Here is a 26135-nt window from a genome sequence, read left to right on the forward strand (position 1 = left end):
CAGAAGATGACGAACTTCAGCCCTGTCACCACGAATCTGGAAAAAGAGTCGATCCACCTCGACCTGGAGGTGCAACGGGAGATCAAGCGGCTCTCCGAGCTCCTGGCACAGACCGCGCCGGGTCTCCTGGACGAGCCCCGCTGGCTGGCGGCGGCACGTGACCTGTCCTGCGCCCTCCCGGCGACCTTACGGACGGCGCTGCGGAACTTCTCCGCCGACTCCGGCCGGGCAGGCGTGCTGCAGATCCACGGCCTGCCGGTCGGACCCCTGCCGCCCACCCCCACCCGGCGGGAGTCCGTCGAGAGACGGGCCACCGTGCCCGCGTCGGCGCTCGTGCTCTGCGCCATGGTGCTGGGCGAACCAGTGGGCTTCGAGGGCGAGAAGCACGGTGCCCTGGTCCAGAACGTCGTGCCGGTGCCGGGTGCGGAGCGGAGCCAGAGCAACGCGGGCTCCGTCAACCTGGAGATGCACACCGAGAACGCGTTCCATCCGCACAGGCCCGACTTCGTCGCCCTGTCCTGCCTGCGCCAGGACCTCGACGGAGTGGCCGGGCTGCGCGTCGCCTCGCTGCGCAGGGCCATTGGGCTCCTCTCCGCCGAGCATCGGGAGATCCTCGCCGAGCCCCGCTTCAGGACCGACCCGCCACCGTCCTTCAACGGGTCCGGCGTCGCGGTGGCGCACGGGGCCGTCTCCGGTGCGCCCGAGGATCCGGACGCCCAGGTGGACTTCCACGCCACGACACCCCTGGACGCGGGTGCCGCACGGGCCATGGCCGCCCTCCGCGAGGCCCTCGAAGCGGTCGTCGACACCGTCTACTTCGCCCCTGGCGACCTGGCGATCGTCGACAACAGGGTCGCCCTGCACGGCCGCACGCCGTTCACCCCCCGGTACGACGGCCACGACCGCTGGCTGCACCGCGCGTTCATCCACACCGACAGCCGCCGGTCCCGGGCCAGGCGCGTCGGAGGCGGACATGTCGTCGGCTGAGCGCGCGACCGCCCCGCACGACCGGGCTGTTCAGCACGTCCCGGCCCTTCTCCCCTCCTGGGCCGGCTCACGCCCCCGGAGCCCGATCGCCACGACAGGTGGTAACGATGCCTGACTCTCTGACCGTCGCGGACAAGGTTCGCCCCGGCACCTCTCTTCGGATCGACGGCGCCCGACTGCTCGACCGTCTCGACCGCCTGGCCGAGATCGGCGGGAGCGAGGACGGCGGCGTGACCCGCATGGGCTTCAGCGACGCCGACCAGGAAGGGCGGGCCTATGTGGCCCGGCAGGCGGTGGAGGCCGGCCTGACCGCCACCGTCGACGCCGGAGGAAACCTGCTCCTCCGGCGCCCCGAGGGCCACCGGCGCTCCACCCGCCCCCCGATACTCGTCGGCTCGCACCTCGACACGGTCGCCAACGGCGGCCGGCTGGACGGGGCCTACGGAGTCGTCGCCGCGCTGGAAGTGCTGCAGACCCTGCACGAAGGCGGCGCCGAGACGGACCACGAGACCATCGCCGTCGGCTTCGCCAACGAGGAGGGCGCGCTCTTCCCCCAGCCGTTCTGGGGCTCCATGGTGCTCGCGGGACGGCTGGACGCGCTGCCCGGCGAGCCGGAGGACTACGCCGGCCGGCCACTGCGGGACGCCCTGGCCCGCGCGGGCGGTGATCTGTCCCTGCTGAAGACGGCCACCTGGGCGCCGGGCTCCCTCGCCGCCTACCTGGAACTCCACGTGGAGCAGGGGCCCGTCCTCGAACGGCTGGGCAGGTCCATCGGTGTGGTCGAGTCCATCACCGGACGGACCCACATGTCCGTACAGCTGCACGGCAAGGCGGGCCACGCGGGCACCACGCCCATGGAAGGGCGCCAGGACCCCCTCGTCGTGGCAGCGAACCTGATCCAGGCCGTACAGCGGCTGGCTGCGGAGGAGAAGCTGTGCCGCGTGGCCACCGTCGGGCGGGTGGAGGTCCATCCGAACTCCCCCAACACCATTCCGGACGCGGTACGGCTCGACGTCGACCTCCGGGACAGCGACCCCGCCCGGCTCGACGCGGCCGAGCACACCGTGCGCGGCGCACTCGCCGCCCTGGCCCGCTCGGGGAACGTACGGGCCGTGATCGAGTCCACCGTGCGCAGCGCTCCCGTGCACACGGATCCGAGGATCCGGGACACCATCGCGGCGTCGGCGACCGAGCTCGGATACGCGCAGGAGACGCTGCCGAGCGGAGCGGGGCACGACGCTCAGGTCGTGGCCGATCTCGCCCCGGTCGGAATGATCTTCGTGCCGAGCATCGACGGCGTCAGCCACGTCCCCTCGGAACGCACCGCCCCGGAGGACCTGATCGCCGGTGCCGAGGTGCTGCTGCGCACGGTGCTGAAGCTCTGACCGGGCGCCGTCCCCTCTACTGCCACGCTGCGATCGGAGATTCCCATGCACCACATTCGTCAACGGGCCGCGGTCATCGCCACGTTCTGCGGCGCACGTCCCGGCAAGGACCCCGCGTACGCCGAGCTCGCCGAGGACTTCGGTGCGGCGCTTGGCCGCCGCGGCTGCGGTCTGGTGTACGGCGCGGGCGGCGCCGGCGTGATGGGGGCGGTGGCCGGAGCGGCCCTGTCCCACGGTGCCACCGTCACGGGAGTGGTTCCGCACGACCTCCACGAGCGGGAGCGGTCCCAGCAGGCGCCGGGGCAGATCTTCGTCGTACAGAGCATGCACGAGCGCAAGGCCCTGATGTACCGGCTCTCCAGCGCCTTCGCGGTCCTGCCCGGTGGGTTCGGCACCCTGGACGAACTCATGGAGGTGGCCACCTGGAACCAGCTCGGCATGCACCGCAAGCGGGTGGTCCTCCTCAATACGAAGGGCTACTTCGACTCCCTCCTGGGCTTTCTCGACATCGTGGCGCAGGAGGGCTTCATGACCCATGAGGAACGCGACCTCGTGCATGCCACCGCCGACGTCGACGAGGCCCTCGACCTGCTGACGGCAGAGCCCTCGGAGGCTGTCGCGGCGCTCACCGTGCCGCGCTGAGCACAGAGAAGCCGAGCACAGAGAAGCCGAGCACAGAGAGGGTGACCATGAGCGACAGCTCTTCTCCCACCGCGTCACGGAATCCGCCGAAAAGGTTCCTGCTGTGCAGTCCTGATCACTTCGACGTCACGTTCGAGATCAACCCGTGGATGTCGTCGCAGCGGCGCCCCGACAGGAGGAAGAGCTGGCGCGAGTGGAACGCCCTGGTGGCCGGTCTGCGGGCGGCCGGTGCCGAGGTGCACCACGTCCCCTCGCTGCCCGGCCTCTCGGACATGGTCTTCCCCACGGACGTGGGGGTGGTGGACGGCAACCGCTTCGTCCGTGGCCGCTTCCGGCATCCCGAACGCCGGGCCGAGGCCGCGCACGGTGCGACGTGGCTGCGGGAGCACGGGTTCACGGAGATCCCCTGGCCCGACGATCCCGACCTGTATCTGGAAGGCGGTGACGTGCTCCGGTTCGGCGACGTACTGCTGTGCGGCACCGGACCGCGCACGTCGCCCGAAGCGGCGGATCACCTGTCGCAGGTGCTCGACGTCCGCGTCGTACAGGTGCCCCTCGTCGACCCGCGCTTCTACCACCTCGACATGTCCTTCTGCCCGCTCGACGCCGGCCGGGCCGTCTGCGCACCCGGCGCATGGGACCGGGAAGGGCAGCGGGCCGTCCTGGAGCTGGTACCGGAACCGCTGGTCATCAGCATGGACGAGGCGCTCACCTTCAGCGCCAACTCGGTGGTCGTCGGGCGCACGGTGATGATGGCTTCCTGCCCCCCTCGGATCAGGAGGCAGCTCGACGACTGGGGCTTCACCGTGTGCCTCTCACCGGTCGACGAGTTCCGCAAGGCCGGTGGCGGAATCCGCTGCATGTCGCTCGATCTCGATCTGCTCGGCGGTGCGCGACGCGTGGGCGCGGTCCGGCAGAACTAGGTCCTGTCCGGCGGTTTCCTCACCTACGGTCCGCTGCGATGCGCCAGGCCGGGACCTGGCGCATCGATGCCGCGCACGTGCTCAGGCGGCGGCCCTCCCCCGGGTCCGCTGCCTCAGCACGGTGGGCGCGGCGGGCCGGCGGACCGGCCGGTGGGCGAGCATCACCACTTCGAGCCGGCTGGTCAGACCGAGCTTCTTGAGGATTCCCTGCACATGGGTCTTCACCGTCGAGTTGGCCAGCGTGAGCGAGGCGGCGATCTCCGTGTTGGTCCTGCCGCGGGCGAGAAGGTGGAAGACTTCCCGCTCCCGCGGTGTCAGGAGGCGTACGTGTGCCGCCTCGCCCGCCCTTTCCTCCAGCGCGCGGTGGGCGAGTTGTTGCGCGAGGCGCCGCTCCACGGGGAGATAGCCCGCGGCGAGCAGCCTGACCGAGCAGACCAGGTCCGCGGAGCTCATGCGTGACCGCTTGAGGACGCACGCCCCCAGTCCGAGCAGTTCCATGTCGGCCTGGACGCCGTCGTCGGCGAGCAGGACCACGGGCCGGTCCGCCAGGTCGACGAGCGAGCGGATCCGCCGTGCGTGGACCTCGCTGCCGGCCTTGAGCCCGGAGAAGTCGATGATGAACAGATCCGGGTCCATCCGCCGTCGCACCTGCGGTATGTCGGCGAAATTCGCCGACTCCCCCACCACGTCGACCGTGCGGTCGACCGACAGCATGGACCGGATCCCGTCCCGGACGAGTGCTTCGGCGGCGATGACGGCTGCTTTGGTGTGCATCACCCGACGTCCCTTCTTGTCGTCACAGGTCGGCCAACGAGCGCGACTGCCATGCCGCGATGGACGCGTCCGGTCCACCGCCGCTCACCAGGAACCGGAGGAGAGATCCGAGGTCGCGGGAGAACCCCTCGACGGAAGCCGCGTCGAAGAGGTCGGTGGCGTAGGTGAGGGAGCAGGAGATCTGCTCCTTCGACTCGACGCAGGTCAGATCGAGGTCGAACTTCGACGAGGACATCGGCCAGTGGCGGTGTGTCGCCCTGGCGCGCGGCAGCTCCCAGTGCGGCAGGTCGTCCTGCGTCTCGTAGGAGAAGAACACCTGGAAGACGGGGTTGCGGTCCAGGTGCCGTTCGGGCTGCAGCGCCTCGACGACCTGGCCGTAGGACACCAGGTGGTGCTTCATCGCACCGAGGGTGGCCTCCCGTACGTCCCCCAGGACGTCGCGGAAGGTCCGCTCGCCGGAGACCGCGCAGCGCAGCACCATGGTGTCGGTCAGGAAGCCGACCAGCTGATCGAGTTCGGGGAGCGAGCGGCCGGTCATCGCCGCCCCCACCGCGATGTCGCCCTGCCCGCTCCAGCGGGCCAGAGCGACCTGGAAGGCGGCCAGCAGGACCATGAACGAGGACGAGTTCTCCTGGCCTCCGATGCTCCTCAGACCGAGAGCCACCTCTGCCGGCAGCGTGAACTCCACCGACCCGCCGTACCCGGACCAGTAGGCGGGCCTCGGCCGGTCGGCCGGCAGCTCCAGGGCGGCCAGATCCTTCAACTGCTCGCGCCAGTACGCCAGATGGAGATCCTCCTCCTCGGCCGACTGCTGCCCGGCCCACACGGCGAAGTCGAGGAACTGGAGGCCCGGCTCCGCGAGCCCGCCCCGCGGCTCGCCGACCGCCTGCCGGTACAGGGCCTCCAGATCGCGCAGCACCGTGGGGAGCGAACTGCCGTCGATGACGATGTGGTGGAAGACCAGCAGGAACAGCGACTCGTCGGCGTGGCGGTGGTCCGTGAAGAGCCCGGCCCGCACGAGCGGCGCCGCCGCGAGGTCGAACGGTTCCTCGGCGAAGGCACGCACCGCCTTGGGGATGGTGTCCGCGGCGAACTCGACGGGCTCCCGGGTCAGTTCGAACCGGACCGCTTCCGCGGGCCGTACGACCTGTCGGGGGCCGTCCTCCCCGGCGACGAACACCGTCCGCAGGATCTCGTGCCGCCGGACCAGCGCGTCGAGCGCCTCTTCGAGCGCCGCTGCGTCCACCTCGCCCGACAGGTGCCAGAGGGAGGGCACGTTGTACTGGTAACCCGCGGGATCGAGGCTCTGGACGATCCACAGCCTCTCCTGCCCTGCCGAGAGCGGCCCCTCGGTCCGCCCCTCGCAGCGCGTCGGCGCCGGGGCGCTGTCCGCGGCCTCCTGGAGGGAGCCGGTCACGGCTGCCATGGCGGCGACGGTCGGGTGCTCGAAGACCGCGCTGAGCGGTATGTCCTTCCCGGTCGCGGCGCTCGCCCTGGAGGCGAGCTGGAAGGCCAGCAGGGAGTGTCCGCCGAGGTCGAAGAAGTTGTCGTGCACGCCCACGCCTTCGACCTGCAGAACGTCGGCCCAGATCGCTGCGAGCAGGGCCTCGGCCGGGTTCGCAGGACCGGTGGCGGGTTCCGGGGACGCGCGCACCGGGGCCGGCTCGGGCAGGGCGTTCCGGTCGATCTTGCCGTTCGGCGTCATGGGGAAGGCGGCCAGCTCCACGACGGCCGCGGGCACCATGTGGGCCGGCAGCACGGCCTGGAGCGCCGTGCGCGGTCCGACGCTCCCTTCGGCCCCGGCGGTCGTCGTCACGTACCCGATCAACCGGGCCTCGCCCGTGGCATCGGGGCGGGCCACGACAGCCGCACCGGACACCCCGGGCAGCACGGCCAGCGCGGCCTCGACTTCGCCCAGCGTGATCCGGAATCCGCGGATCTTCACCTGGTCGTCGGAGCGTCCGAGGAATTCCAGCGAGCCGCCGGGCAGCCGCCGGGCGAGGTCTCCGGTCCGGTACAGACGTCCGCCGGGCGGGCCGAAGCGGTCCGGCACGAACTGCTCCTCGGTCAGCGCCGGCCGGTTGAGGTACCCGCGGGCGACCCTGTCCCCGCCGATGACGATCTCCCCCACCTCGCCGGGTCCGACCTCTGCTCCGTCCTCGCCCACCAGGTGGACACGGGTGCGGGACACCGGCCGGCCGATGGGGACGGGTTCGCCATCGGCGACCTCGCTCAGGTCCTGGACCAGGGCGGTGATGGTCGTCTCGGTCGGGCCGTAGACGTTGAGGACGCGCTTCCCGGTGAGAGTGGTACGGGCCGCCCGCACGATGCCGGGCCTGATCACGTCGCCGCCCGAGACGATCAGCCGGACGGTGTCCAGGTCGGTGCTCTCGCGCAACACCGCGTCCAGGTAGACCGGCGTCATGTTGACGACGGTGACGGAATGCTCGCGCACGTACCGGATCACGTCTTGGGGCGCGACGACGTCGTCGGGCTGGATGACGGCGGTCGCCCCGCGGACGAGGGGTGCGAGCATCTGCTCGATGGACACGTCGAACGCGGCGCTCACCGAGACGAGGGTCCGATCGTCCTCGGTGTAGCCGAAGGCCTCCGCGATCGCGTCGAGATGACTGGACAGACCGGCGTGCTCGACCATCACGCCCTTCGGTTTCCCGGTCGAGCCCGACGTGTAGATGACGTACGCGAGATCCTGCGGGCCGGCCGTCGGCGGGCTGTCCGTACGGGCCGTGTCAGGACCCGGCTCATCGAGGAGTACGGTCCGGGCCCGGCCGTTCGTCAGGCCGGGGGCGAGCTGCCGCGTGGTCAGCACCACCGGTGCTCCCGTGTCCTCCAGGACGAACCTGTTCCGCTCCTCGGGGTACTTCGGGTCGAGGGGCACGTAGGCGCCCCCGGCCTTCAGCACCCCGAGCAGCGCCACCACCATGTGCGGCGAACGCTCGACGCGGACCACCACGGGAACCTCCGGGCCGACGCCGGAGCCTCTCAGCCGCCGGGCCACCTCGTCGGCCCGCGCGTCCAGCTCGGCATAGGTCAGCGACTGCGTACCGGAAATCACCGCAAGGGCATCGGGCTGGGCACGGGCCCGGGCGGCGAACAGCTCGTGAACGAAACCATGATCAGGCTTAGGGGTGTTCAACGCTCATAGCTCCTGACGTCATTGAGGTACTGGGAGGTACTGGTTGGGGATTCCCATGACTTCCAGGCCGCGGCGAGACGATCACCACGCGGCGGTAAGGCCGGTAGGGGGAGAGGAGGGGAGGGAGACAGGAGAGTGGGGGGGGCAGGTGAGTGGGGGGGGCAGGAGAGGGCCGTGTGTCGGTCGGCCGGGGGGCGTCCGTCAGGCCTGGTCGGGCCGGTGCGCCAGGCCGGGGGCGAGCAGTCGTGCCGCGTCCGCGCCGTACGCGTCGGTCGCCGTCGCCAGCAGCTGCCGCGGATCGGCCAGGTAGGACTGCGAGCCCACCGCGCCCAGTGCCTGTGCCGCCAGGACACAGCCCAGTTGCGCGGCCGGCCGCAGTTCCAGCCCACGGCCGGTGGCCGCCAGGAAACCGGCCCGGAAGGCGTCGCCGACGCCCGTCGGGTCGGTGACGGACAGGCCGGGCACCGCCTCGACGGTCAGCGGGCCGTGGCCGCGCCGGTCGATCCGTACCCCTGCGCCGCCTCGGGTGGTGATCCAGGCGCCCACCTTCTCCAGGACCGTCCCGCGGTCCCAGCCGGTGCGTTCGAGGAGCAGGGCGGCTTCGTACTCGTTGGTGAACAACCAGCGTGCGCCGTCCACGAGTTCGCGTACCTGCGGGCCGTCCAGCCGGGCCAGCTGCTGCGACGGGTCGGCGGCGAAGGGCAGGCCCAGTTCCCGGCACTGGGCGGTGTGCCGGAGCATCGCCGCCGGGTCGTTGGGGCAGACCAGGACGAGATCGGCCGGGGCCGCCCCGGCGGCGGTCAGCCGCCGCAGGTCGATGTCCCCGGCCTCCTGCATGGCGCCCGCGTAGAACGAGGCGATCTGGTTGGCGTCCTCGTCCGTGATGCACATGAACCGGGCCGTCTGCCGCTCCGCCGAGACATGCACGTGGCCGGTGTCGACACCGTGTTCCTTGAGCCGGATCTCGTACTCGGCGAAGTCGCTGCCCACGGCCCCGACCAGCAGCGGCGAGAGGCCGAGGCTGCCGAGCCCGAAGGCGATGTTGGCCGCGACCCCGCCCCGGCGCACCTCCAGGTCGTCGACCAGGAAGGACAGCGAGAGGTGCGCCAGCTGGTCCGGGATCAGCTGATCCGCGAACCGGCCGGGAAAGACCATGAGGTGGTCGGTGGCGATGGAACCGGTAACAGCGATACGCACGTCAGGATCTCCTCGGGAGGGGTACGGACATCTGGTACGCAGGCTGGGCACAGGCCGGCTGTGGCCCGGGGTTGCCCGGCGGCCGGTGGGCGGTGGGCGGTGGGGATGGGCGGTGGGGATGGGCGGTGGGCGGTGGGGATGGGCGGTGGCCCGTGGCCGGACTTCAACCGGTCACCGGACTTCAGCCGGTCAGAGGCCCGCCGCGGTCTTCAACTGCTGGGCGCGGTCGGTCCGTTCCCAGGTGAAGTCGGCCTGCTCGCGACCGAAGTGGCCGTACGCGGCGGTCTGTGCGTAGATCGGGCGGAGCAGGTCCAGGTCGCGGATGATCGCGGCCGGGCGCAGGTCGAAGACCTCGGCGATGGCCTGCTCGATCCTGTCCGTGTCGACCGTGGCGGTGCCGAAGGTCTCGACGAAGAGACCGACCGGCTCTGCCTTGCCGATCGCGTACGCGACCTGCACCTCGCAGCGGGACGCCAGCCCTGCCGCGACCACGTTCTTGGCCACCCAGCGCATCGCGTACGCCGCCGAACGGTCCACCTTCGACGGGTCCTTGCCCGAGAACGCGCCGCCGCCGTGCCGGGCCATACCCCCGTACGTATCGATGATGATCTTGCGGCCCGTCAGCCCCGCATCACCCATCGGGCCGCCGATCTCGAACCGGCCGGTCGGGTTCACCAGCAGCCGATAGCCGTCCGTCTCCAACTTGACGCCGCTGTCGGAGAGTTCGGCCAGTACGTGCTCCACGACGTGCTCGCGGACGTCCGGGGTCAGCAGCGAGTCGAGGTCGATGTCCGGAGCGTGCTGCGAGGAGACGACGACCGTGTCGAGCCGGACCGGGCGGCCGTCCCGGTACTCGATGGTGACCTGGGTCTTGCCGTCCGGGCGCAGGTACGGGACCGTCCCGTCCTTGCGGACCTCGGTCAGACGGCGGGAGAGACGGTGCGCGAGGTGGATCGGGAGCGGCATCAGCTCCGGGGTCTCGTCGCAGGCGTAGCCGAACATCAGGCCCTGGTCGCCCGCGCCCTGCCGGTCCAGCTCGTCTCCCTCCGCACCTGCGGCGGCACCCTCGACCCGCTGCTCGTAAGCGGTGTCGACGCCCTGCGCGATGTCCGGGGACTGCGCACCGATGGACACCGAGACACCGCACGAGGCTCCGTCGAAGCCCTTCGCCGACGAGTCGTAGCCGATGGACAGGACCGTGTCCCGGACCAGAGCGGGGATGTCGGCGTACGCCGCCGAGGTCACCTCGCCCGCCAGGTGGACCTGACCGGTGGTGATCAGCGTCTCCACCGCGACCCGGGAGGCCGGGTCCGCCCGCAGCAGCGCGTCGAGCACGGCGTCGCTGATCTGGTCGGCGATCTTGTCGGGGTGGCCCTCGGTCACGGACTCCGAGGTGAACAGATGACGGGACATGGCTCTCCAGAGGAGTGGGGTCGGTTGCACGCGGGGCGCTCGGGGACGCTGCCCGGGGTGCTCGGGCAGCGCCGTCCGGAGTGCTCAGGAAGTCCGCCGGGACCGCAGGCGTACCCACATCAGTCGCAAACGACGGGCTGCGAGCTGTCTCATCCGGCACCTCCGCCCCTTGCTCCGCGAGTTCTCCCGACTCTCACGGCGACCGGTCGAGAACCGCTGGACAAACGGTCGCGAATCCCTACTGCAAATCTCAACCGCAGGGCCGTGGCCCTTCCCTGCGCCGCCTCAAGTGAGGCTGAAACGGGATTCCACTGCTTGTCGAGTACTTCTCAAGTGCTTCTCAAGCGATCGCCCGGGGCGCCCTCGACGGGCATACGAAGAAGGGCTGTTGCCCCCGGTCGGGAACAACAGCCCTTCTCCACACGCTCACACGCCGGTCAGCCCGTCTTGCGGCGGAACTGCCGCTTGCCCCCCGCCGGGTTGCTGCCGCCCTTTGCTCGCAACCTGGAGTCCTCGCGCGCCTCTCGGGACGTTCCACCCCGGTCCTTGCGCGCGAGCGCCTCCCGGAACTTTCGCTTGGCGTCGTTGTCGGCGGCACTGTTCTGCGGGATATCGGTCATGCGAACCTCCTCGACATAAGCAACAGCGAAGTCAGCGTGTCACAGAAAGGAAAGCCTGACGAGGTGGTATTCGAGCCTCGATTCAGCACCTCCGCGCCACGCAATTCAAATTGCACAAGCAATCAGACGGAGCTCGAAGAGCTCATCGGGCGACGAGTTCGGCCGCCCCGCGGCGCAGTCGACGGTTCACCGGTCGCCGCACGGAGCGTGGCTGTGGTGGATGTCCGTACCGACGTGGATCTCGTCCTGCTCGGCGTGCACGGTGAAGCCGTGGCTCTCCGGCGGCCGGGTGCGCCACCCAGCCGTAGCCGTCGTCATTTGCTCGTACCACATGTGAAGCATCGTCAGCAGTCTGAATGCCTGACTGATTCTCCAGTCGCCCTCCAGCGGTCTGCTGCTTCCCCCGGCACCGGAGACCGCACCCCATGCGCCGAACAGCACGCAATTCCTCCACTGCGGGACCGTGCGGGCCGGAGGAGAGGTCCGATAGGCCGGGGCCCGGGTCGACAACGTCCTGCGCCCGGCCTCCGGTGCGGGCCTGGACCAGGTGCCCCGGGGCAATCACCGCCCCACTCCGCCCCGTTCGGATGAAACAAGGCCTACCGGCAGGTTTGCGGGGTAACTCGGGACAGCTTGAGCAAGTCCGTCCCCCACGTAAGGACCACCCCGTGACGCGTCCGCGCGCCCTCGCCGCCGCTGCCTCCGCGGCCCGCGCCATGGCCCTGGTCATCGCCCTTCCCAGCCGCCCGCCGAGGCACGATGACCGTCCTGAAGCCGTACGAAGTAGGCGACGAGCACCTGAAGTTCCACTCCGTCCGCTTCCCCACCGAGTCCTGACACCGTCGCCCGGATCACCGGCCCGTCCGTGAAAGTCGCACCGGTGCAGGCCCCGTCCACTGTGAGCAGTGATCCTGTCCACCGGTCCGGGTGGGCCGAGTACCCAACTGGTCTTCCCGGAACGGTTCTTGCCTGGTGCCGGGACGACTGGGCGCGCCCCGTGCGGACCGGCCCGCCCCGCCGGAAACGTACGGGTGCGCACCGATGCTCGGCCCGGACGCCTCTGCGGCCCGGACCGCCTCACCGCACTCGTCGAGGCCGGCTCCGCCCGGCTCTCCGGAGAGGTACCGACGTGAAGACGCAGGCACAGCCGACCGAGACCGCGTACCGCACACCGGAGTGCCGCAGCGACGAGCACGGTCTGTGCGACGGGCCGAAGGAGATCAGGCTCGCCTGGCAGCGGCCGACGGAGGTCCCGGTCGAGGTGCTGCGGTGCGACTGCGGGTGCCACCGCCGATGACGTACGGGGCCCCTGCCCGAGCCCCCTGCCCGAGCCCCTCTGCCCGAGCCCCCTGCACCCACCCCCCTTCCCCTCCACTTGCCCCACCAGGTATCTTGCATCGCATGGAACCAGGTGATTCGACCAAGCAGGCCCGGGCAGCCGCCCAGCTGCGCAAGGGGGTCCTGGAGTACTGCGTACTCGCCCTGATGCGGGACCGCCCCCGCTACGGCGTGGAGCTCCTCCACGCCCTGGAGGAGTCCGGTGCCCTGGCCACCAGCCAGGGCACGGTCTACCCGCTGCTCTCCCGGCTCCGCCGCGACGATCTGGTCACCACCACCTGGCAGGAGTCCGCCTCCGGCCCGCCCCGCCGCTACTACGCGCTCACCGACAGCGGCCGGGCCGCGCTCGACGAGTTCACCCGTGTCTGGCCCGGCTTCCGCAACGCCGTCGACGCCTTCCTGTCCACCCCGCTTCCCCCCACCGGAGCCCCCGCATGAAGCCCTCTCCCGACCCCGTGCACGACTACCTCTCCGCCGTCGGGCGCGAGGCCTCCGCACTCCCCGCCGACCGCCGCCAGGAACTCCTCGCCGACCTCGCCGAGCACATCGAGGTGACGCGCGCCGAACGCCCCGACGCCGCGATCGCCGAGGTCCTCGCGGAGCTGGGGGACCCCCGTACGATCGCGGCGACGGCGCTGGCCGAGGCGGGCCACGGGGCCGCCGGGGACCCGACCCACAGCGGTGCACATGCCAGTACCGGCGCTGCTGGGGCCGGTGCACCGGCCCGGCGCGGCAAGGTGCACCCCCTGGTCCCGCTCCTGATGCTCACCCTCTCGCTGCCCTTCGTGATGGTCTTCGCCGACCACCCCGGCCCTCTGATCGGCGTCCTGTTCCGCATCACCGGCGTCGTCCTTCTCTGCACCTCGGTGCACTGGACCGCCGTCCAGAAGACCACCGGCGTCCTGCTTGCCGCCGTCCTGCCGACCGCCGTCATCGTCACCGCGAACCTGTCCAGCGCAGGCCCGGCGGCCGGTACCCCGGCCCTCCTGGCCAACCTGGCCACGCTCGCCCTGATGGTCGGCACGGCAGCATGGCTCTGGCGGGTCCGCCGCGTCTGAAGAAGACTCGGCCGGTTCTCAACTCCAGCTCGGTGAGGGCCCGTTCTGCGGCTGGTAGGGAACCGGGCGGCCGGTGTGCGCGTCGAGCAGGACGCGGTCGCCCAGGGCGCGGTCCAGCCGCACCGTCACCTGCCGCTCCTTGGCCTGATCGGTGCAGAGCCCCTCGTGCTTCCGCTGTCCGACGGAGGTCGACAGCACCACGCTGCCGCGTGTTTCCAGCACCTCCACCACAGGTCCTTCGTCGCAGACACCGTGCAGGGCGACCACGGTCACCGAGCGCCCGTCCGCGGCGATCCGGACCAGGTTCTGGAGCGGAAGTCCGGGCACGTCGCGGGCCTCCCCGATCGGCGGCCGGGGGAGTTTCGACGGAACGGCGGCGGCCCGCTTCAGCGGGGTGTCGTAGCCGTCCAGGGTGAACAGCCAGGCCGGGACCACTGCCGGGCCGCGGCTGGTCGCAAGGGTCATGCCGCCCAGCTTCGCCCCGGTCACCGTGAGGTGCGGTCCTCCTCCCCCGGTACGGTCGCCGGCCAGTGCCCTGTACGCCACGTCCGCCCCCTGCAACGGCCGGGTGAGCACCTCCTCCCCTGCCCACGCCACCTTGCCGTCCCCGGGCCTGGCGGTGGGCAGCCTGCCCCGCAGGACGAAGTGGCGGTCCCGGTACGCCTGCCTGTCGGCCTTGCCGCGCAGACCGCCGCGCGGCAGCTGGACCACGTCCCCCATGGGGTGGTGGCCAACACGCCACGCGGCAGCGGCAGTCGACCCGTCCCAGGCCGCGGCGACCTGCCGGGCACGGTGCGCCGAAGCCGCCGCGTCACCGCCGGCCCCCGCCCCCTCCCGCGGGCTGCCGCAACCCGAAGCGGCCCCCGGGCCCGCGACCAGCAGGGCCAGTACGGCGAGTCGACCGGCGGTACGCGATGTCCTGCTACCCATGTGAACTCCCGGACGTACGGAGGCGCGAAGTGGCGTGACCCCGTACCTGCCCCAGAGACAGCATGCTCAGGCCGAACATCACGACACCCAGGGGGACATGGAGCGACGGGACATGTGCGATGCCCAGCGCCACCTGCACCGACGCGAGTGCGAGGAAGCCGGACGCGTACAGGACGGGGCGGGGCGATCCGCCGCCCGGCCGCCAGGCCAGGACCGCGGCGAGCACGTACAGCATCGACGCGCCGTACATCACGCGCGATCCGGCGTCGTGCAGCACCCCGCCCTGGGGCGAGGTCAGCAGCATTCCGGCGGTGACCGCCTGGAAGAGGATCGCCAGGGTCTGCAGGGCGATCGCGAGCCGGAGGAACGTGATTCGGCCCGGTACGGCCGTCGTTGTCGTCCGCGTCGTCCGGGGCGTCCGCGTCGTCTGGGTCGTCCGGGTCGTCCGGGTGGCCATGGTGCGGACCCCTCTTCTGCCTCGCGGCGGTGGATCAGTAGTGTCCTGATCACCTGACGAAGCAGGGCAGCGAGTTGTGAGAGGCACGACCATGAGCACCTCGTCCGAGCCGGAACACGACAGGTCCCCGCAGGGGCACGACAAGTCCCAGGAGGAGCACGACCCGTCCGCGCCCCGTCCCAGCGCGACCGTCGTCGTCGGCGAGCGGCGTCGGCTGACCAATCTCGCCTACCGGCTGCTGGGTTCGCTGTCCGAGGCCGAGGACGCCGTGCAGGAGACGTACGCCCGCTGGTACGCGATGTCGCGGCAGCGGCAGGAGGCCGTCGAGTCGCCGGGCGCCTGGCTGACGACGGTGGCGGGCCGCATCTGCCTGGACGTGCTCGGCTCGGCGCGGGTCCGGCGCGAGGCCTACGTCGGCGCGTGGATACCCGAGCCGCTGCCCGACCGTACGGAGTGGTTCGGCGGGCGGGCCGGTGGCGGCGGTGCCGAGTCGGCCGACCCCGCCGACCGGATCACCCTGGACGAGTCGGTGAGCATGGCCTTCCTCGTCGTACTGGAGTCGATGAAGCCGGCCGAGCGCGTGGCGTTCGTCCTGCACGACGTCTTCCGCTACCCCTTCGCCGAGATCGCCGGGATCGTCGGCCGGACGCCCGCGGCCTGCCGGCAGCTGGCGACCTCGGCCCGTCGGCGGGTCCGCGCCGCGCAGGTGCCGGCGGCGCCTGCGGCCGGACAGGCCTCTCTGGTACGGCACTTCAAGGAGGCCTGGGAGGCCGGGGACGTCCGGGCCCTCGTCGGTCTCCTGGACCCCGACGCCACGATGACCGCCGACGGCGGCGGCCTGGTCGGCACCGTGCTGCGCCCGGTCGAGGGCGGTGAGCGCATCGCCCAGTACCTGATCCACATCGCCGGCAAGGCGCCAGGACTGACGCTCCTGGAACGTCACGTCAACGGCCGGCCCGGCCTGGTCGCCCAGCACACCGGCGTCCCGGTGACCGTGGCCGCGTTCGACATCGCCGACGGCCGCGTCACCCGCATCTGGGCGGTCCGCAACCCGGAGAAGCTGCGCCCGTGGACTGGCAGCGGAGTGAGCTGATCCGAGCGGCCAGCAGCCATGGACTTGTCGAATATCGATATGCTCCCTAGTCTTGGACATATCGAAATTCGATGGGGAGGGATGCAATGAACACGCGGCTCACCAGGACCCTGGCCTCAGTGACCTTCGTACTGGCGGGACTCTGCGGACTCGCCTTCGTCGGTACGGCGGTCTCTCATCTCCTCAACGACGGGGCGGTCTGCGTGCAGACGGGCTTCTGGGCCAATGCCTCCCTGGCCGGCGGCCTGCCGGTCGAAGAGGGCGTGAAGGCGTCCAGCAGTGCCGCCCGCCTCTGCCAGGACGGCCCTTCCTTCGGACAGCGCGCCGCCGACCTCGGGGGCCAACTGCCGTGGCTGCTGTTCGCCTCCCTGGCGCTGCTGTTCTTCTCCCGGCTGCTGAACGCCGTTCTGGTGAACGGGCCGTTCACCGAGGCGGTGGCGCGACGGCTCTCCGTTCTCGGCTGGTTCGTCACCCTGGGCATGCCGCTGGCCGGTCTCGTCGTCGGCTGGTCGCAGTCCTGGCTCGTCGCCAGCATGGCGCCCGTCGTGGGATCCGGGCCGACGGTCGCCGGATCGCTGGAACTCGTCCTCGCCGGCCTCGCCGCTGTGATCATGGGGAGGATCATGCGCGAGGGCATACGCATGCGAGAGGACCTCGAAGGGACCGTCTGATGCCCGAAGAAGAGCTCCACGCGATCCGGATCCACCTCGACCGGCTCCTCGCCGAGCGAGGCATGACGCTCACCGAGCTGTCCGCACAGGTGGGCATCACCGTCGTCAACCTGTCCGTGCTCAAGAACGGGCGGGCCAAGGCCATCCGCTTCTCGACCCTGTCGAGGATCTGCGAAGTCCTCCGGTGCCAGCCGGGAGACCTGATCACGCACGAACCGGACGGGCCGACCTGACCCGTATGACCTGGCCGACCGTAAAAAGACCAGGTCATACGGGCAACCGAGTGGTGGCACAGCGCGTCTTCAAGATCGAAGCGAAGCCACAGGAACCATCAGGACCACGACGACCAGCGCGAGGGGATCAGGACATGGACGAGGTTGCGGGCGCGGCGGTGCGGGTGCTGAAGGGTGTGGGCCTGCTCGCGTTCAACGTGATCGGCACGGTGGGCGACGTGCTCGCCACCCACGTTCCGTGGAAGAAGCCGAGCGAGACGTCCTCCAAGGACAAGTAGCGCCCTCGGACAGCTCCGCCGGACAGCTCCGCCGGGCAGGCAGATGAGTTGTCGTTCCGGAAGCCGGTCGACGACGCTGGCCGGATGAGCGAAGCGATCTCCTGCACATGGCGCGACCCCCTCACCGACGAGGAGATGGTCGACCTCGTACGGTCCCACGGCGGTGATGCAGTCGCCGGCTGGTGGAGCAGGATCCAGCAGCACAGCCTCGGCTGGGTCGGGGCCCGCGACGGCGCGGGGGTCCTCGTCGGGTTCGTGAACGTCGCGTGGGACGGCGGCGACCACGCCTTCCTGCTCGACACGAAGACCCGCGGCTCGCACCAGCACCGCGGCATCGCGACGGCGGTCGTCCGCCTGGCGGCGGCGCACGCCCGTGCGGCGGGCTGCGAATGGCTGCACGTCGACTTCGAACCCCCGCTGCGGGCCTTCTACTTCGACGCCTGCGGCTTCCGCCCCACGGACGCGGGCCTGATCCACCTGCCTTCCGCGGAGTGAAGTGAGAGCCGCCCAACCGTCTACGCGTCCCTGGCAAAGAAGTTGATCAGGTCCTGGGGCGTGCCGTCGTTGGCGGCCTCCGCTTCGGCGGCGGCTTCGGCGGCTGCTGCCGCGGCGGCGTTGCGGGGGAACAGCGCCTGCTCGTACGCGGTCAGCGCGGCCTCGGTGGCGTCGGGGTGCGCGGCGACGGCCCGACCGAGTTCGGCGCCGTCCAGCATGGCCAGGTTGGCGCCTTCACCGTCCTGGACCGCCAGGTGGGCGGCGTCCCCGAGCAGCGTCACCCCCGGCACCCGGTCCCAGCGGTGGTCGCCCGGCAGCCTGTGGTGCGGGCGCAGGACCGGCGCGGTGTCGCTGTCGGTGATGAGGGCGGTGAGCTCGGGGGCCCAGCCGTCGAACTCCTTCGCGATCCGCGCGGTGGCCGCGGCCGCATCGGTGAAGTCGATGCCGTCGAACCAGTCCAGCGGCCTGGGCAGCATCACGTACGCGTGCAGGGTCCCGCCGCTCTCCCGGTGCGCGAAGATCCCCCGCCCGTCCGGCTCCGGCACGATCAGCGCCCCGCCGCCGACCGCCTTCGCGGCGGCGGGGTGGCGGGTCTCGCTGTCGAACAGGTACGTCTCGACGAACGCGTTGCCGGTGTACTCGGGCACGGCGTCGGAGAGCAGCGGCCTGACCCGGGACCACGCGCCGTCCGCGCCGACGAGCAGGCCCGTGGTGACGGTGGTGCCGTCGGCGAAGGCCACCTCGTGGCGGCCGTCACCGAGGGCCCGTACCCCGGTGGCCTTGTGACCCCACCGGACGGTGCCGGCCGGGAGCGAGTCGAGCAGGATCCGCCGCAGCTCGCTGCGCTGCACCTCGGGGCGGCCGCCCGTGCCGTCGTCGTCCTGCTCGAACAGGACGGTCCCGTCCGGGTCGAGGATCCGTACCGCCTGCCGGCCCGGCAGGATCGCGGCACGGAACTCGTCCATCAACTCCGCTTCCTGCAGGGCCAGTTGGCCGTTGTAGTCGTGGATGTCGAGCATCCCGCCCTGCGCGCGGGCCGTCGCCGAGGCCTCCGCCTCGTACACCGCGGCCGGTATGCCGTGGAGGTGCAGGACGCGGGCGAGCGTCAGCCCGCCGAGCCCGGCGCCGATGATCGTGACGTCAGTGGTCATGGTGCTTCCTTGCCTGTCGCACGGCTGCCGGACGGTCACCCGGCAGGTTCTCCGGTTCTCCGGTTCTCCGGTTCTCCGGTTCTCCAGCAAGGTGCCGCCCCCCGTCGACAGGCAGCCGACAGACGGCCCGACAGACGGCCGACAACGAGCCGACCGTGGCACACCGAGCACTGTCGGCCCGATGTCGGCGGGGTCCGGCACCTTTCGCAGAAAGCAACTGCCTCTCCCCCCCCCACCCGAGTTCAAGGAGCCCACATGACGATCACTGTCCGGCCGGGAAGCACCGTGATGTTCACCGGCGATTCGATCACCGACTGCCAACGGCTGGAGAGCGAGGACGGCCTCGGCTTCGGCTACCCGCTGCGCATCGCGGGCGAGTGGGGACTCCGGCACCCGGATCGGCCCGTGACCTGGCTGAACACCGGGGTCGGCGGCCACAGGGTGAGCGACCTCGAAGCCCGCTGGCAGAGCGACGTGCTCGACGCGCGCCCCGACGTGGTGTCGATCCTCGTCGGGGCCAACGACATGGGCTGGCACACGCTGGACCCGCAGGGGCGCGTGATCCCCGTGGAGGAGTTCGACGCGGGTTACGGCCGCCTGCTCGCGCCCCTCGCCGACGCGGGCACGCAGCTGATCCTCGTCGAGCCGTTCCTCCTGCCGATCCACGGCGTCGTCGAGGCCGGTGGCGGGGGTGTGCTCATCGGGGAGAAGGAACGGACCCAATGGCGCACCGACCTGGACCCGAAGATCCAGGCCGTGCGCAGGCTCGCCCGCGAGTACGGCGCGCAACTGCTCGCCGCCGACGGCATGTTCGCCGAGCTCGCCGCGACGAGCGGGCCCGAGCACTGGTCCGCGGACGGCATACACCCGACACCGGCCGGCCACGCCGCGCTCGCGGCGGCCTGGTTGCGCCTGGTCGCCTGAGACGAGGGCTCGTACCTTCTCGTACTGCTGCCGGGGAATCGGTCTGGTCCATCGCGATGCCCGGCACGGTCCAGGTGAAGCCGACCGCGTCGTCCCCGGCATCCGGAACGGACCATGGCCCAATGTTGATCTGGGCGTCCTGATCGCCGTAGTTGCGTGGCGCAGACGCCGAAGTGGCCGCACGTCGGCAGGGCCTGCTTCAGCGAATCCGGCTGCGCGACCGGATACGGCGGGTGCAGGCGGGCGGGCCGGTCCGTGGGTTACCGGCAGGTGCTCACGACCCACGCGGATGTCGAGCATCCCGCCCCGCGCACGCCGGTCTGTGCGGCCTCCAGAACGACTCGCCCCGCCCAGCAAGGGAGCCGGGCGGGGCGGGAGCGTCAGAAGTCAGACGAACAGGACTGACCGCAACTTCAAACGCTCGCTCGCACCACCGGTATGGGGACGCAACGCGAAATCGTCGCCCGAGCAGTCCGCGTTCGTAAAGACAATCGCGAAGGAGTCGGTGCGGTTCTTCGGAGAGTGGGCGGGCGGCTGGGTGTATTCCACGGCCGCCTCGGGCAGGACGATGCATTCCCCGCTCGCGGGGTCGTGGAACGTGGCCGTCTCTTCCTCGCCCGAACTAGTGACGTACGTGTAGCGGAAGTCGCCCTCGGCCGCGTACGCGGATCCCGGGACATTCAGGACCAGTACGGCGGCACCGGCCGCGGCGGCCAGTGAGTGACGGAAACGCATCAATCGATTCCTCTGCTGGAAGGTCCGGGAACGCATGCTGACTCCCCGACTTGACCAGCGATGATGCTCAGTGCCGGGACCGCAGGCAGCCGAAAGGACCCTTCTTCACCCGATCGGCCCGCAGGCACAGAAACCCACTGGCACCCGTACAGGTGTAGCGGCCGCGGCCAGACAGCAGACAATCCCCTGCACAGCAGGACCACGGCGGCCGGCCACGGCGGTGCGGACGCAGGGGTCGTCGGGAGTCTTCTCCTGGTGTGCGATCAGCGGCGCCAAGGCATCAGGTTGAACACGTTGTCGCTTTCGGCGTTGGCCACACACTGGTTGGGGTAGGTGCGGGCAAAGCCCGTGGGCGTGCCCTTCCAGGTGCCGTGAGCGACAACGGTGACCGGCCGGTAGATCATCGGGCAGGGGCGCTCGACCGGAGTGAGATTGCGGAGGTCGCCCTCCACCGCTGCGACCTTGCGGCAGGTCAGGTGCGGACGCGGGTGACTACCCGATGTCGGGTAGCAGTTGAGGTCCGCCGACCCGATCACAGCACCTCTGGAGTCCTCCCCCTCGTGAACCGTGATGGTCAGCTTCCCCTCGGGCTTGGGCGAAGCAGCCGCAGCAGTGGCGGATCCTGCCAGGAACGGCAGAAGAGCAAGCGCGGCAACGGCGGGCAGCACAGCGCGGAAGACCATCGGTCGATTCTCCTGAGAAGCGAGGGACGAGACGGGCCTCAGTCTCGGCGGAACCGGACAGCAAGCCGCCGATCATCACCCGTAAGTGGCGTGGCGTGCGCCGACCCCCTCGCCCGGTCGCTGACTCCTGGGCCCTGCCACCAGGTGCGGGCACCGCTCTGGAAGTCAAGCGTGAGGGTTCCCGAAGTTTCCCCGGGGCGGGGCTGAGCCGTCACCTTCGTCATCTTCGGGGTTGCCTTGGGAGAGTTGAGGGTCTGATCGCGACCGGTCGTGTCCCTTTGCGCGGGCGCGCGCGATTGCACCGTGCCACTGACGACGGGACGTCGGTCTAGCCGAGCAGGTTCGTAGCCTCGCGTGTGAGGGCGAAGGCCGATGAAGCGCCGGATAGCAGGGAGTTGATGCGGCCGAGGATACGGTCGATCCGGGGCTGGTCCTGGGAGGCGATGGCTTCCTCGAGATCGTCAGCGTTATCCAGGGCAGACGTCGCCTCAAGACCCTCCGCTGCCTCTGCGTCACCACGAAGGGCTTCCGCGATACGTTGATAAGTCGCGTACCGGGTTGCGGCCGTGTTTGAGTGCCCCGCCTGGGCCGTGGCGCCACTACTCCCGATGTTGATGCCACCCACGAAACTGCCTCTGCCGGCCCAAATGTTGACGTGCTCTGCGGGGTCGCTCATGATCAGCCCTCCGTAGATGTTCAGGCCGCGTTCTGTCGGCATGTAGACGTGGAAGAAAGGAGTTTGACGAGTGATCAGTGATGGGTTGATGGGGCGGAGGATCTCGCGGACATCCCGCTCGTTCCAACCTTGATCCTTGAAGTACCTCCCCATGGCCACCGGCGTTTTGGGGTCTGCCAAACTGCAGATCACTGTAAAGACCTCACGCGTCAGCATGGGGATCTCCTCTGGGCGCACGGAATGTGGTGGTAGCCGACGTTCCTCGTCCGCCGCGTTCCATTGCTGAATCCAGCGAGAGCCGAAGAGTAGTCCGGCACCCAAAGCGATCATCCCCAACAGTGCCGCAATGCCTTCCCACACAGCGCCCCTCCGCCACAGGCCGACGTCACCAGAACGATACGAGACGTGTGCGTTCAGTGTGGGCCAAGTGCTGTGTAAGCCATGGGGAAGCGGTGGGGAGTTACCCCCTTCCCTGGCCCGGCTCCGACCGCTACGTCAAAGCTGCTCTGCCCATGCATGCGTCTTGGCCCCGTTTCAGCTGCTTGTGCGGCCCACCTCATGCACGGCAAGCGCGCGATGCGCGTCCCAAGCCTGTGCCGCAGCAGTCAGAGTGGCCCGGTGCGGCATCGGATCTGTCCGCTCTCTGCTCTCCCATGCGGTGCGGACGGTCTGCGAGAAGGTAGTCACGTCCGCGGGAGCGGCGGCCTGGTATGCGGGGACATGATGGGCGAGTGCCTCGGCCTGCTCCGGGGTGTGTCCGGCAGAGATGAGGCGTAGCACCGTGAATGCGGTGTCGGCCCAGCGGGGCGCTGGGCAGGCAAGTGCCCAATCCAGAAAGCGCAGTTCGCCGTACGCGGTGACGAGCATGTTCAGCGGCGACATGTCGGTGTGTGCGAGAGCGCGCCCCTCCAGTCCAGGAGGTGCGCCCTCGGGCAGAAAGTCGGCCCATCGGGAGCGCAGCGGCTTCTTGCGGATGCTCTCGGGCCACGACGCTTCGGACATGGCGGTGAGCGTGCGCACCAAGGGGCCGAGGTCGGCCGATCCTGGTGCGAGGTCAGGGTGCCGGCCATCCACGTACTCGTACCCGACGAGCAGCCACCCGCCCGCCTCGACCTCCCACAGGACCCGGGGCGCGAGCGGGGCATGCCCTGCTACCTGCGCCTCGTGTCGGTACACCCATGCCGATGGGTCATCGAGCAGCGTGCCTTTGATGAAGACGCGACCGGAGCGCGCATGCACGGTGCAGGCGAGGCGGGACATGACGCCATGGTCCGCTGTCTCCGCCTTGTCCACCTGCCCCGTGTGGCGCTCGGCAGCGTGGCGGGCAGCAGCCGGCAGATCGTGCCAGGGGACGCGCTCCACTCCGCGGTCTCCTCGGTCGGTCGGACGGTCGTCGGACACAAGCAAGCCGGTCTCCGGCCCAGCCACAGCGTGGCACAGACCGGAGACCGGTACGGGGATGGTCAAGCGTGCTTGGGGCTGTCGTGGCAGTTGGCGTGGCACTGTGTGCAGCTCGCCAGATCCAGTTCAGGCCAGAACTCATGGTCGAGCTCGTACCCGGCGAGGGTAACCGCGTCGACCGTTCGGGCGCGGAGCTCCTTGCCCCCGCCGTGCTCTTCGCGGTCGAGGAACCCCGGCTGATGGTGCACGAACGCGCCGAACATCTCCTCGCAGAAGTCCTGATACGCCCTCGTGTGGAGCAGGAAAGCGTGCCAGAAGTCATCCACCAGGGGCGAAGGGCTGAGGGGCTTGTCGCTGTGCGCACTCGCGGCGACGAATGCGAGCATCTGACCGACGCCGCGGTCCGCCTTCTCTTCGGTCAGGTCTGGGAACTTGTCCCGCATGTTGGAAACGAGGACTGCCCGCAGGTCGGCCTTGATGAGTGTCCGCGGGTCCGTCCCGAGGTGCTTCTGGGCTGTGGTCACGTTCCTAACCTCCTTGATTCGCTGACACATTGGGTGGTGCACCCGCCCCGCCGGAATGTGAGCCGTGGGGGAACACGGTGATCGGATACCGGAGGGGCGGGAGTTCGAGGGCTGCTCATGGTCATGGATTGCCTGCGACGGCGAGCGGCACGACGACCACAACGCACAGGCAGACCCAGAGCAGCACCGCTTAATCGCTGCCCTTTCTGCTCTTGGCCGCGACGCGGCACCGTGAGCACTGGCACGGCGGATACGCACTGGATACGAGCGTTGCATCACGCCCGTTGCCGAGACCCACCACGACCCGGCCCCGCTCGCGCACGACCTTGCCGGTCCTGCTGTCGATCTCGTACACGCGCATGGTCATGCCCATGGGGGCTGGTCCTTTCCGCAGCTCAGAACGGCCGTGAAGCGACGTAGGACCAGTGCACCGCTTCAGGCGAGGGCGTGGGCAACGAGCGACCGGACGTTTGGGCGGACGTTTCCGCGGTCGCTGTCGAGGCCAAGTGACTACGGTGAGAACACGAGCCGTGGTTGCGAGGGGAATCGCATGGCGGGCAGACCCGGGAACGGACTGGCGGGGTTACGACGGGAGGCCGGCCACACTCAGGCGTCGTTCGTCGGCGCCTTCGCCGAGGAGGCTGCGCAGCTCGGAGTGGACGCCTCGGTGAGCGTGCGGCAACTGCGCCGTTGGGAGAGCGAGACACCCCCACCGTTGCCTCATCCGAGCCAACAGGTCGTGCTGGAAGCGCTGTTCGGCATGCCGCTGGCCGAGATGGCGTTCGACGTCCCCCGGCATCGCGTGACGGTCACGGTGCCGATCAGCGACCCTGAAGAGGTGAAGCGTAGGACGTTCGTCGCCGATGTCGGCGGGCTGGCCGCAGGGGCGCTTGTGCCCGCTCGGTCAGGCCCGAGGGTCGGCACGGCCGACCTCAACCGGTTGCGGGTCAGGCTCGATGGTCTGTACGCGACGGACCACACGGCGGGCAGTGTGCCGGCCATGACCCAGGCACTCCGGATCGAGGACGAGATCACGGGCGCCCTGGGCGCGTCCTCGTACACGAGCCGCGTCGGCCGAGGGCTCCAAACGATGCTGGCTGAGCTGCACGGTCACCGGGCCTGGTACGGCTACGACGGTGGACGCATCGACGAGGGACGGGCCGCCTGCATGGAGGCCCTCGCCGCGGCGCAGCTCGTTGACAACCAGCTCTTGCAAGTCTCCGTCCTTGAGACCCTCGTGCTCCTTGCTGTGAAGGCGGACCGGGTGTGGGAGGCGGCGAGCGCGGTCGAGAACGCCCATCGCCTTGCTGCTCGTGCCGGGGCCGGGCACACCGTGCACCTCGTGCTTGCCCTGCGTGAAGCCAACGTGGCCACCCACACCGGAGACCTGTCCGGGGCACGCCGTGCACTGAGCCGTGCCGTTCATCACCAGGGCCGTGCCGACAGTGACGCTGAAGTGCCCAACTGGGCTCAGTTCGTTGGGCCGTTCGAGGTCGACTACGCCACCGCGGACATGTACGTGCGGGCCGAGCAGCCCCAGCGAGCCGTGCCGTTCCTGCGCGCCGCCGTGCGCAGTATGGGCGGCGGGCTTGCCCGCAACAGCGCTTCGTACCGGGTGAAGCTCGCGGGTGTCCTGCTCGATACCGGGGAGGCCGACGAGGCGTGCGCGGAGATGAGCGCGGTACTCGACACGTGCGGCGGCATCTCCTCGCCCCGGCTACTTGGGAAGATCCGGGAGTTCGAGCGAGCCGCTGCCCGAATCGACAGTACGACGGCCCGCGAGTGCGGCGAGCGCATCCGCGAAACCGTCCAAGGAGGTACGGCGTGACGAAACGGGCGAGCATCACGGTGGAGTGCACGGACGGGCCGGTCGCCCAGCGAGCCGAGGACGCGTTCAGGCTCATCTACGCGGAAGCGTTCGCCGCACCGCCCTACAACGAGACCGAGGACGACGTCACGGCCACCTTCCGACGCTTCCGGTCGCAGACCCGCAAGCGCACCTTCCGTGGCGCCTTGGCGCGCACCGAGAGCGGTGAGGGAGTCGGCATGGCGTTCGGCTATCCGCTCGGGTCCCATACGGGCTGGTGGGATCAGCTCGCCGAGCCGGTGCCCGATGACATGCGCCGAGAGGACGGGCACCGGACGTTCGGCTTCATGGAGCTTGCCGTTCGCGAGCCGTGGCGCCGGCAGGGCGTCGCGGGCAGGTTGCACGACGCGCTGATCTGCGGCACCGAGTGCGAGCGGGTACTGCTCAACGTCCGTCAAGACGCCAAGGCAGCACAGTCGGCGTACCTCTCATGGGGATACCGCAAGATCGGCGAAGCCCACCCGTGGACGGGGGCAGAACTCCACGATGTCCTGATGCTCGATCTGCCCCGATGACATCTCGG

Annotated in this window: 30 protein-coding genes; 15 read left to right on the forward strand and 15 right to left on the reverse strand. The window is 70.2% G+C overall.

The window, feature by feature from the left end; all coding sequences use genetic code 11:
• Positions 1–6: 6 nt before the first annotated feature.
• The 4 genes from ACH4SP_RS36920 to ACH4SP_RS36935 all read left to right on the forward strand — a co-directional run bounded on the left by ACH4SP_RS36920 (position 7) and on the right by ACH4SP_RS36935 (position 3937).
• The gene (locus tag ACH4SP_RS36920) at positions 7–987 is read left to right on the forward strand and encodes a TauD/TfdA family dioxygenase (protein ID WP_398421831.1); all 981 of its coding nucleotides are present in this window, start codon (positions 7–9) and stop codon (positions 985–987) included.
• 107 nt (positions 988–1094) lie between these two features.
• A complete protein-coding gene (locus ACH4SP_RS36925; protein ID WP_398421833.1) occupies positions 1095–2372 on the forward strand; it encodes a M20 family metallo-hydrolase in 1278 nt (425 codons plus the stop codon).
• A gap of 45 nt (positions 2373–2417) precedes the next feature.
• On the forward strand, positions 2418–3014 hold the full coding sequence (locus ACH4SP_RS36930) for a TIGR00730 family Rossman fold protein (RefSeq protein ID WP_398421835.1): 597 nt from the start codon (positions 2418–2420) through the stop codon (positions 3012–3014).
• Between the two features lie 47 nt (positions 3015–3061).
• Positions 3062–3937, forward strand: coding sequence for a dimethylarginine dimethylaminohydrolase family protein (locus ACH4SP_RS36935; protein ID WP_398421837.1), 876 nt, complete (start codon positions 3062–3064; stop codon positions 3935–3937).
• Between the two features lie 81 nt (positions 3938–4018).
• Here the strand turns inward: ACH4SP_RS36935 and ACH4SP_RS36940 are convergent, their stop codons facing one another.
• The 6 genes from ACH4SP_RS36940 to ACH4SP_RS36965 form a co-directional block, all read right to left on the reverse strand.
• Positions 4019–4711, reverse strand: a complete 693-nt coding sequence (locus ACH4SP_RS36940) for a LuxR C-terminal-related transcriptional regulator (RefSeq protein WP_398421838.1) — start codon at positions 4709–4711, stop codon at positions 4019–4021.
• A gap of 22 nt (positions 4712–4733) precedes the next feature.
• The gene (locus tag ACH4SP_RS36945) at positions 4734–7868 is read right to left on the reverse strand and encodes an amino acid adenylation domain-containing protein (RefSeq protein WP_398421840.1); all 3135 of its coding nucleotides are present in this window, start codon (positions 7866–7868) and stop codon (positions 4734–4736) included.
• Between the two features lie 201 nt (positions 7869–8069).
• Entirely contained in the window at positions 8070–9065 is a 996-nt protein-coding gene (locus tag ACH4SP_RS36950; protein WP_398421841.1) for a carbohydrate kinase family protein, read from the reverse strand.
• Positions 9066–9254: 189 nt separating this feature from the next.
• On the reverse strand, positions 9255–10478 hold the full coding sequence (gene metK / locus ACH4SP_RS36955; RefSeq protein ID WP_398421842.1) for a methionine adenosyltransferase: 1224 nt from the start codon (positions 10476–10478) through the stop codon (positions 9255–9257).
• Positions 10479–10915: 437 nt separating this feature from the next.
• Positions 10916–11098 carry a DUF5302 domain-containing protein gene (locus ACH4SP_RS36960; RefSeq protein WP_398421843.1) on the reverse strand — a complete coding sequence of 61 codons (183 nt, stop codon included), beginning with the start codon at positions 11096–11098 and terminating at the stop codon, positions 10916–10918.
• 186 nt (positions 11099–11284) lie between these two features.
• Positions 11285–11440 (reverse strand): hypothetical protein, encoded by a 156-nt coding sequence (locus ACH4SP_RS36965; protein ID WP_398421845.1) that lies wholly within the window; start codon positions 11438–11440, stop codon positions 11285–11287.
• Positions 11441–12227: 787 nt separating this feature from the next.
• Between ACH4SP_RS36965 and ACH4SP_RS36970 the strand changes: the two genes are divergently transcribed.
• The 3 genes from ACH4SP_RS36970 (at position 12228) to ACH4SP_RS36980 (ending at position 13494) form a co-directional block, all read left to right on the forward strand.
• On the forward strand, positions 12228–12395 hold the full coding sequence (locus ACH4SP_RS36970) for a hypothetical protein (protein WP_398421847.1): 168 nt from the start codon (positions 12228–12230) through the stop codon (positions 12393–12395).
• A gap of 104 nt (positions 12396–12499) precedes the next feature.
• A complete protein-coding gene (locus ACH4SP_RS36975) occupies positions 12500–12874 on the forward strand; it encodes a PadR family transcriptional regulator (RefSeq protein ID WP_398421848.1) in 375 nt (124 codons plus the stop codon).
• Complete coding sequence (locus ACH4SP_RS36980; RefSeq protein WP_398421850.1) at positions 12871–13494, forward strand: HAAS signaling domain-containing protein; 624 nt, start codon at positions 12871–12873, stop codon at positions 13492–13494. Before ACH4SP_RS36975 ends, ACH4SP_RS36980 begins: the two co-directional genes overlap by 4 nt.
• Before the next feature lie 18 nt (positions 13495–13512).
• Here ACH4SP_RS36980 and ACH4SP_RS36985 read toward each other — a convergent pair whose 3' ends face one another.
• Together ACH4SP_RS36985 and ACH4SP_RS36990 are read right to left on the reverse strand one after the other, a co-directional pair.
• The gene (locus ACH4SP_RS36985) at positions 13513–14424 is read right to left on the reverse strand and encodes a hypothetical protein (RefSeq protein WP_398421851.1); all 912 of its coding nucleotides are present in this window, start codon (positions 14422–14424) and stop codon (positions 13513–13515) included.
• Positions 14417–14881: a hypothetical protein gene (locus ACH4SP_RS36990; protein WP_398421852.1), complete on the reverse strand. Its 465-nt coding sequence runs from the start codon at positions 14879–14881 to the stop codon at positions 14417–14419. Before ACH4SP_RS36990 ends, ACH4SP_RS36985 begins: the two co-directional genes overlap by 8 nt.
• Before the next feature lie 91 nt (positions 14882–14972).
• On the opposite strand from ACH4SP_RS36990, the gene sigJ reads away from it, so the two are divergent.
• The 5 genes from sigJ to ACH4SP_RS37015 all read left to right on the forward strand — a co-directional run bounded on the left by sigJ (position 14973) and on the right by ACH4SP_RS37015 (position 17651).
• Complete coding sequence (gene sigJ / locus ACH4SP_RS36995; RefSeq protein ID WP_398421854.1) at positions 14973–15974, forward strand: RNA polymerase sigma factor SigJ; 1002 nt, start codon at positions 14973–14975, stop codon at positions 15972–15974.
• Between the two features lie 86 nt (positions 15975–16060).
• A complete protein-coding gene (locus ACH4SP_RS37000; protein WP_398421855.1) occupies positions 16061–16645 on the forward strand; it encodes a DUF2975 domain-containing protein in 585 nt (194 codons plus the stop codon).
• Positions 16645–16878, forward strand: a complete 234-nt coding sequence (locus ACH4SP_RS37005; RefSeq protein WP_398421857.1) for a helix-turn-helix domain-containing protein — start codon at positions 16645–16647, stop codon at positions 16876–16878. Before ACH4SP_RS37000 ends, ACH4SP_RS37005 begins: the two co-directional genes overlap by 1 nt.
• 134 nt (positions 16879–17012) lie before the next feature.
• Positions 17013–17156 carry a hypothetical protein gene (locus ACH4SP_RS37010; RefSeq protein WP_398421858.1) on the forward strand — a complete coding sequence of 48 codons (144 nt, stop codon included), beginning with the start codon at positions 17013–17015 and terminating at the stop codon, positions 17154–17156.
• A gap of 84 nt (positions 17157–17240) precedes the next feature.
• Positions 17241–17651: a GNAT family N-acetyltransferase gene (locus ACH4SP_RS37015; protein WP_398421860.1), complete on the forward strand. Its 411-nt coding sequence runs from the start codon at positions 17241–17243 to the stop codon at positions 17649–17651.
• 20 nt (positions 17652–17671) lie between these two features.
• Here the strand turns inward: ACH4SP_RS37015 and ACH4SP_RS37020 are convergent, their stop codons facing one another.
• Positions 17672–18802, reverse strand: a complete 1131-nt coding sequence (locus ACH4SP_RS37020) for an FAD-dependent oxidoreductase (protein ID WP_398421861.1) — start codon at positions 18800–18802, stop codon at positions 17672–17674.
• Between the two features lie 255 nt (positions 18803–19057).
• Between ACH4SP_RS37020 and ACH4SP_RS37025 the strand changes: the two genes are divergently transcribed.
• On the forward strand, positions 19058–19726 hold the full coding sequence (locus ACH4SP_RS37025) for an SGNH/GDSL hydrolase family protein (protein WP_398421863.1): 669 nt from the start codon (positions 19058–19060) through the stop codon (positions 19724–19726).
• A gap of 387 nt (positions 19727–20113) precedes the next feature.
• Here ACH4SP_RS37025 and ACH4SP_RS37030 read toward each other — a convergent pair whose 3' ends face one another.
• The 6 genes from ACH4SP_RS37030 to ACH4SP_RS37055 all read right to left on the reverse strand — a co-directional run bounded on the left by ACH4SP_RS37030 (position 20114) and on the right by ACH4SP_RS37055 (position 24118).
• Positions 20114–20461, reverse strand: a complete 348-nt coding sequence (locus ACH4SP_RS37030) for a hypothetical protein (protein ID WP_398421865.1) — start codon at positions 20459–20461, stop codon at positions 20114–20116.
• Positions 20462–20724: 263 nt separating this feature from the next.
• On the reverse strand, positions 20725–21144 hold the full coding sequence (locus ACH4SP_RS37035; protein WP_398421866.1) for an SSI family serine proteinase inhibitor: 420 nt from the start codon (positions 21142–21144) through the stop codon (positions 20725–20727).
• 328 nt (positions 21145–21472) lie between these two features.
• Positions 21473–22036, reverse strand: coding sequence for a hypothetical protein (locus tag ACH4SP_RS37040; protein ID WP_398421868.1), 564 nt, complete (start codon positions 22034–22036; stop codon positions 21473–21475).
• A 318-nt stretch (positions 22037–22354) separates the two neighbouring features.
• Positions 22355–23182 carry a phosphotransferase family protein gene (locus ACH4SP_RS37045; protein ID WP_398421869.1) on the reverse strand — a complete coding sequence of 276 codons (828 nt, stop codon included), beginning with the start codon at positions 23180–23182 and terminating at the stop codon, positions 22355–22357.
• 101 nt (positions 23183–23283) lie between these two features.
• Entirely contained in the window at positions 23284–23745 is a 462-nt protein-coding gene (locus ACH4SP_RS37050; RefSeq protein ID WP_398421871.1) for a glycine-rich domain-containing protein, read from the reverse strand.
• 190 nt (positions 23746–23935) lie between these two features.
• Positions 23936–24118, reverse strand: a complete 183-nt coding sequence (locus ACH4SP_RS37055; protein ID WP_398421872.1) for a hypothetical protein — start codon at positions 24116–24118, stop codon at positions 23936–23938.
• A gap of 177 nt (positions 24119–24295) precedes the next feature.
• Here ACH4SP_RS37055 and ACH4SP_RS37060 point away from each other — a divergent pair, with 177 nt between their 5' ends.
• Both ACH4SP_RS37060 and ACH4SP_RS37065 read left to right on the forward strand, forming a co-directional pair.
• On the forward strand, positions 24296–25573 hold the full coding sequence (locus ACH4SP_RS37060) for a hypothetical protein (protein WP_398421874.1): 1278 nt from the start codon (positions 24296–24298) through the stop codon (positions 25571–25573).
• Positions 25570–26127, forward strand: coding sequence for a GNAT family N-acetyltransferase (locus tag ACH4SP_RS37065; RefSeq protein WP_398421876.1), 558 nt, complete (start codon positions 25570–25572; stop codon positions 26125–26127). The genes ACH4SP_RS37060 and ACH4SP_RS37065 overlap by 4 nt, the downstream gene beginning before the upstream one ends.
• The last annotated feature ends 8 nt before the right edge of the window (positions 26128–26135 follow it).

This window comes from Streptomyces sp. NPDC021093, assembly GCF_044333135.1.
Lineage (GTDB): Bacteria > Actinomycetota > Actinomycetes > Streptomycetales > Streptomycetaceae > Streptomyces.

Bases quoted from the DNA above. Each gene is read 5' to 3' on its own strand.
- ACH4SP_RS36930 (WP_398421835.1), top strand. From the start codon at position 2,418: ATGCACCACATTCGTCAACGGGCCGCGGTCATCGCCACGTTCTGCGGC.
- ACH4SP_RS37025 (WP_398421863.1), top strand. From the start codon at position 19,058: ATGACGATCACTGTCCGGCCGGGAAGCACCGTGATGTTCACCGGCGAT.
- ACH4SP_RS36980 (WP_398421850.1), top strand. From the start codon at position 12,871: ATGAAGCCCTCTCCCGACCCCGTGCACGACTACCTCTCCGCCGTCGGG.
- ACH4SP_RS36975 (WP_398421848.1), top strand. From the start codon at position 12,500: ATGGAACCAGGTGATTCGACCAAGCAGGCCCGGGCAGCCGCCCAGCTG.
- ACH4SP_RS36920 (WP_398421831.1), top strand. From the start codon at position 7: ATGACGAACTTCAGCCCTGTCACCACGAATCTGGAAAAAGAGTCGATC.
- ACH4SP_RS36965 (WP_398421845.1), bottom strand. From the start codon at position 11,440: ATGCTTCACATGTGGTACGAGCAAATGACGACGGCTACGGCTGGGTGG.
- ACH4SP_RS37005 (WP_398421857.1), top strand. From the start codon at position 16,645: ATGCCCGAAGAAGAGCTCCACGCGATCCGGATCCACCTCGACCGGCTC.
- ACH4SP_RS36990 (WP_398421852.1), bottom strand. From the start codon at position 14,881: ATGGCCACCCGGACGACCCGGACGACCCAGACGACGCGGACGCCCCGG.
- ACH4SP_RS37020 (WP_398421861.1), bottom strand. From the start codon at position 18,802: ATGACCACTGACGTCACGATCATCGGCGCCGGGCTCGGCGGGCTGACG.
- ACH4SP_RS37030 (WP_398421865.1), bottom strand. From the start codon at position 20,461: ATGCGTTTCCGTCACTCACTGGCCGCCGCGGCCGGTGCCGCCGTACTG.
- ACH4SP_RS37010 (WP_398421858.1), top strand. From the start codon at position 17,013: ATGGACGAGGTTGCGGGCGCGGCGGTGCGGGTGCTGAAGGGTGTGGGC.
- ACH4SP_RS36985 (WP_398421851.1), bottom strand. From the start codon at position 14,424: ATGGGTAGCAGGACATCGCGTACCGCCGGTCGACTCGCCGTACTGGCC.
- ACH4SP_RS37035 (WP_398421866.1), bottom strand. From the start codon at position 21,144: ATGGTCTTCCGCGCTGTGCTGCCCGCCGTTGCCGCGCTTGCTCTTCTG.
- ACH4SP_RS37060 (WP_398421874.1), top strand. From the start codon at position 24,296: ATGGCGGGCAGACCCGGGAACGGACTGGCGGGGTTACGACGGGAGGCC.
- ACH4SP_RS37040 (WP_398421868.1), bottom strand. From the start codon at position 22,036: ATGCTGACGCGTGAGGTCTTTACAGTGATCTGCAGTTTGGCAGACCCC.
- ACH4SP_RS37015 (WP_398421860.1), top strand. From the start codon at position 17,241: ATGAGCGAAGCGATCTCCTGCACATGGCGCGACCCCCTCACCGACGAG.
- ACH4SP_RS36940 (WP_398421838.1), bottom strand. From the start codon at position 4,711: ATGCACACCAAAGCAGCCGTCATCGCCGCCGAAGCACTCGTCCGGGAC.
- ACH4SP_RS36960 (WP_398421843.1), bottom strand. From the start codon at position 11,098: ATGACCGATATCCCGCAGAACAGTGCCGCCGACAACGACGCCAAGCGA.
- sigJ (WP_398421854.1), top strand. From the start codon at position 14,973: ATGAGCACCTCGTCCGAGCCGGAACACGACAGGTCCCCGCAGGGGCAC.
- ACH4SP_RS36935 (WP_398421837.1), top strand. From the start codon at position 3,062: ATGAGCGACAGCTCTTCTCCCACCGCGTCACGGAATCCGCCGAAAAGG.
- ACH4SP_RS36925 (WP_398421833.1), top strand. From the start codon at position 1,095: ATGCCTGACTCTCTGACCGTCGCGGACAAGGTTCGCCCCGGCACCTCT.
- ACH4SP_RS37000 (WP_398421855.1), top strand. From the start codon at position 16,061: ATGAACACGCGGCTCACCAGGACCCTGGCCTCAGTGACCTTCGTACTG.
- ACH4SP_RS37055 (WP_398421872.1), bottom strand. From the start codon at position 24,118: ATGGGCATGACCATGCGCGTGTACGAGATCGACAGCAGGACCGGCAAG.
- metK (WP_398421842.1), bottom strand. From the start codon at position 10,478: ATGTCCCGTCATCTGTTCACCTCGGAGTCCGTGACCGAGGGCCACCCC.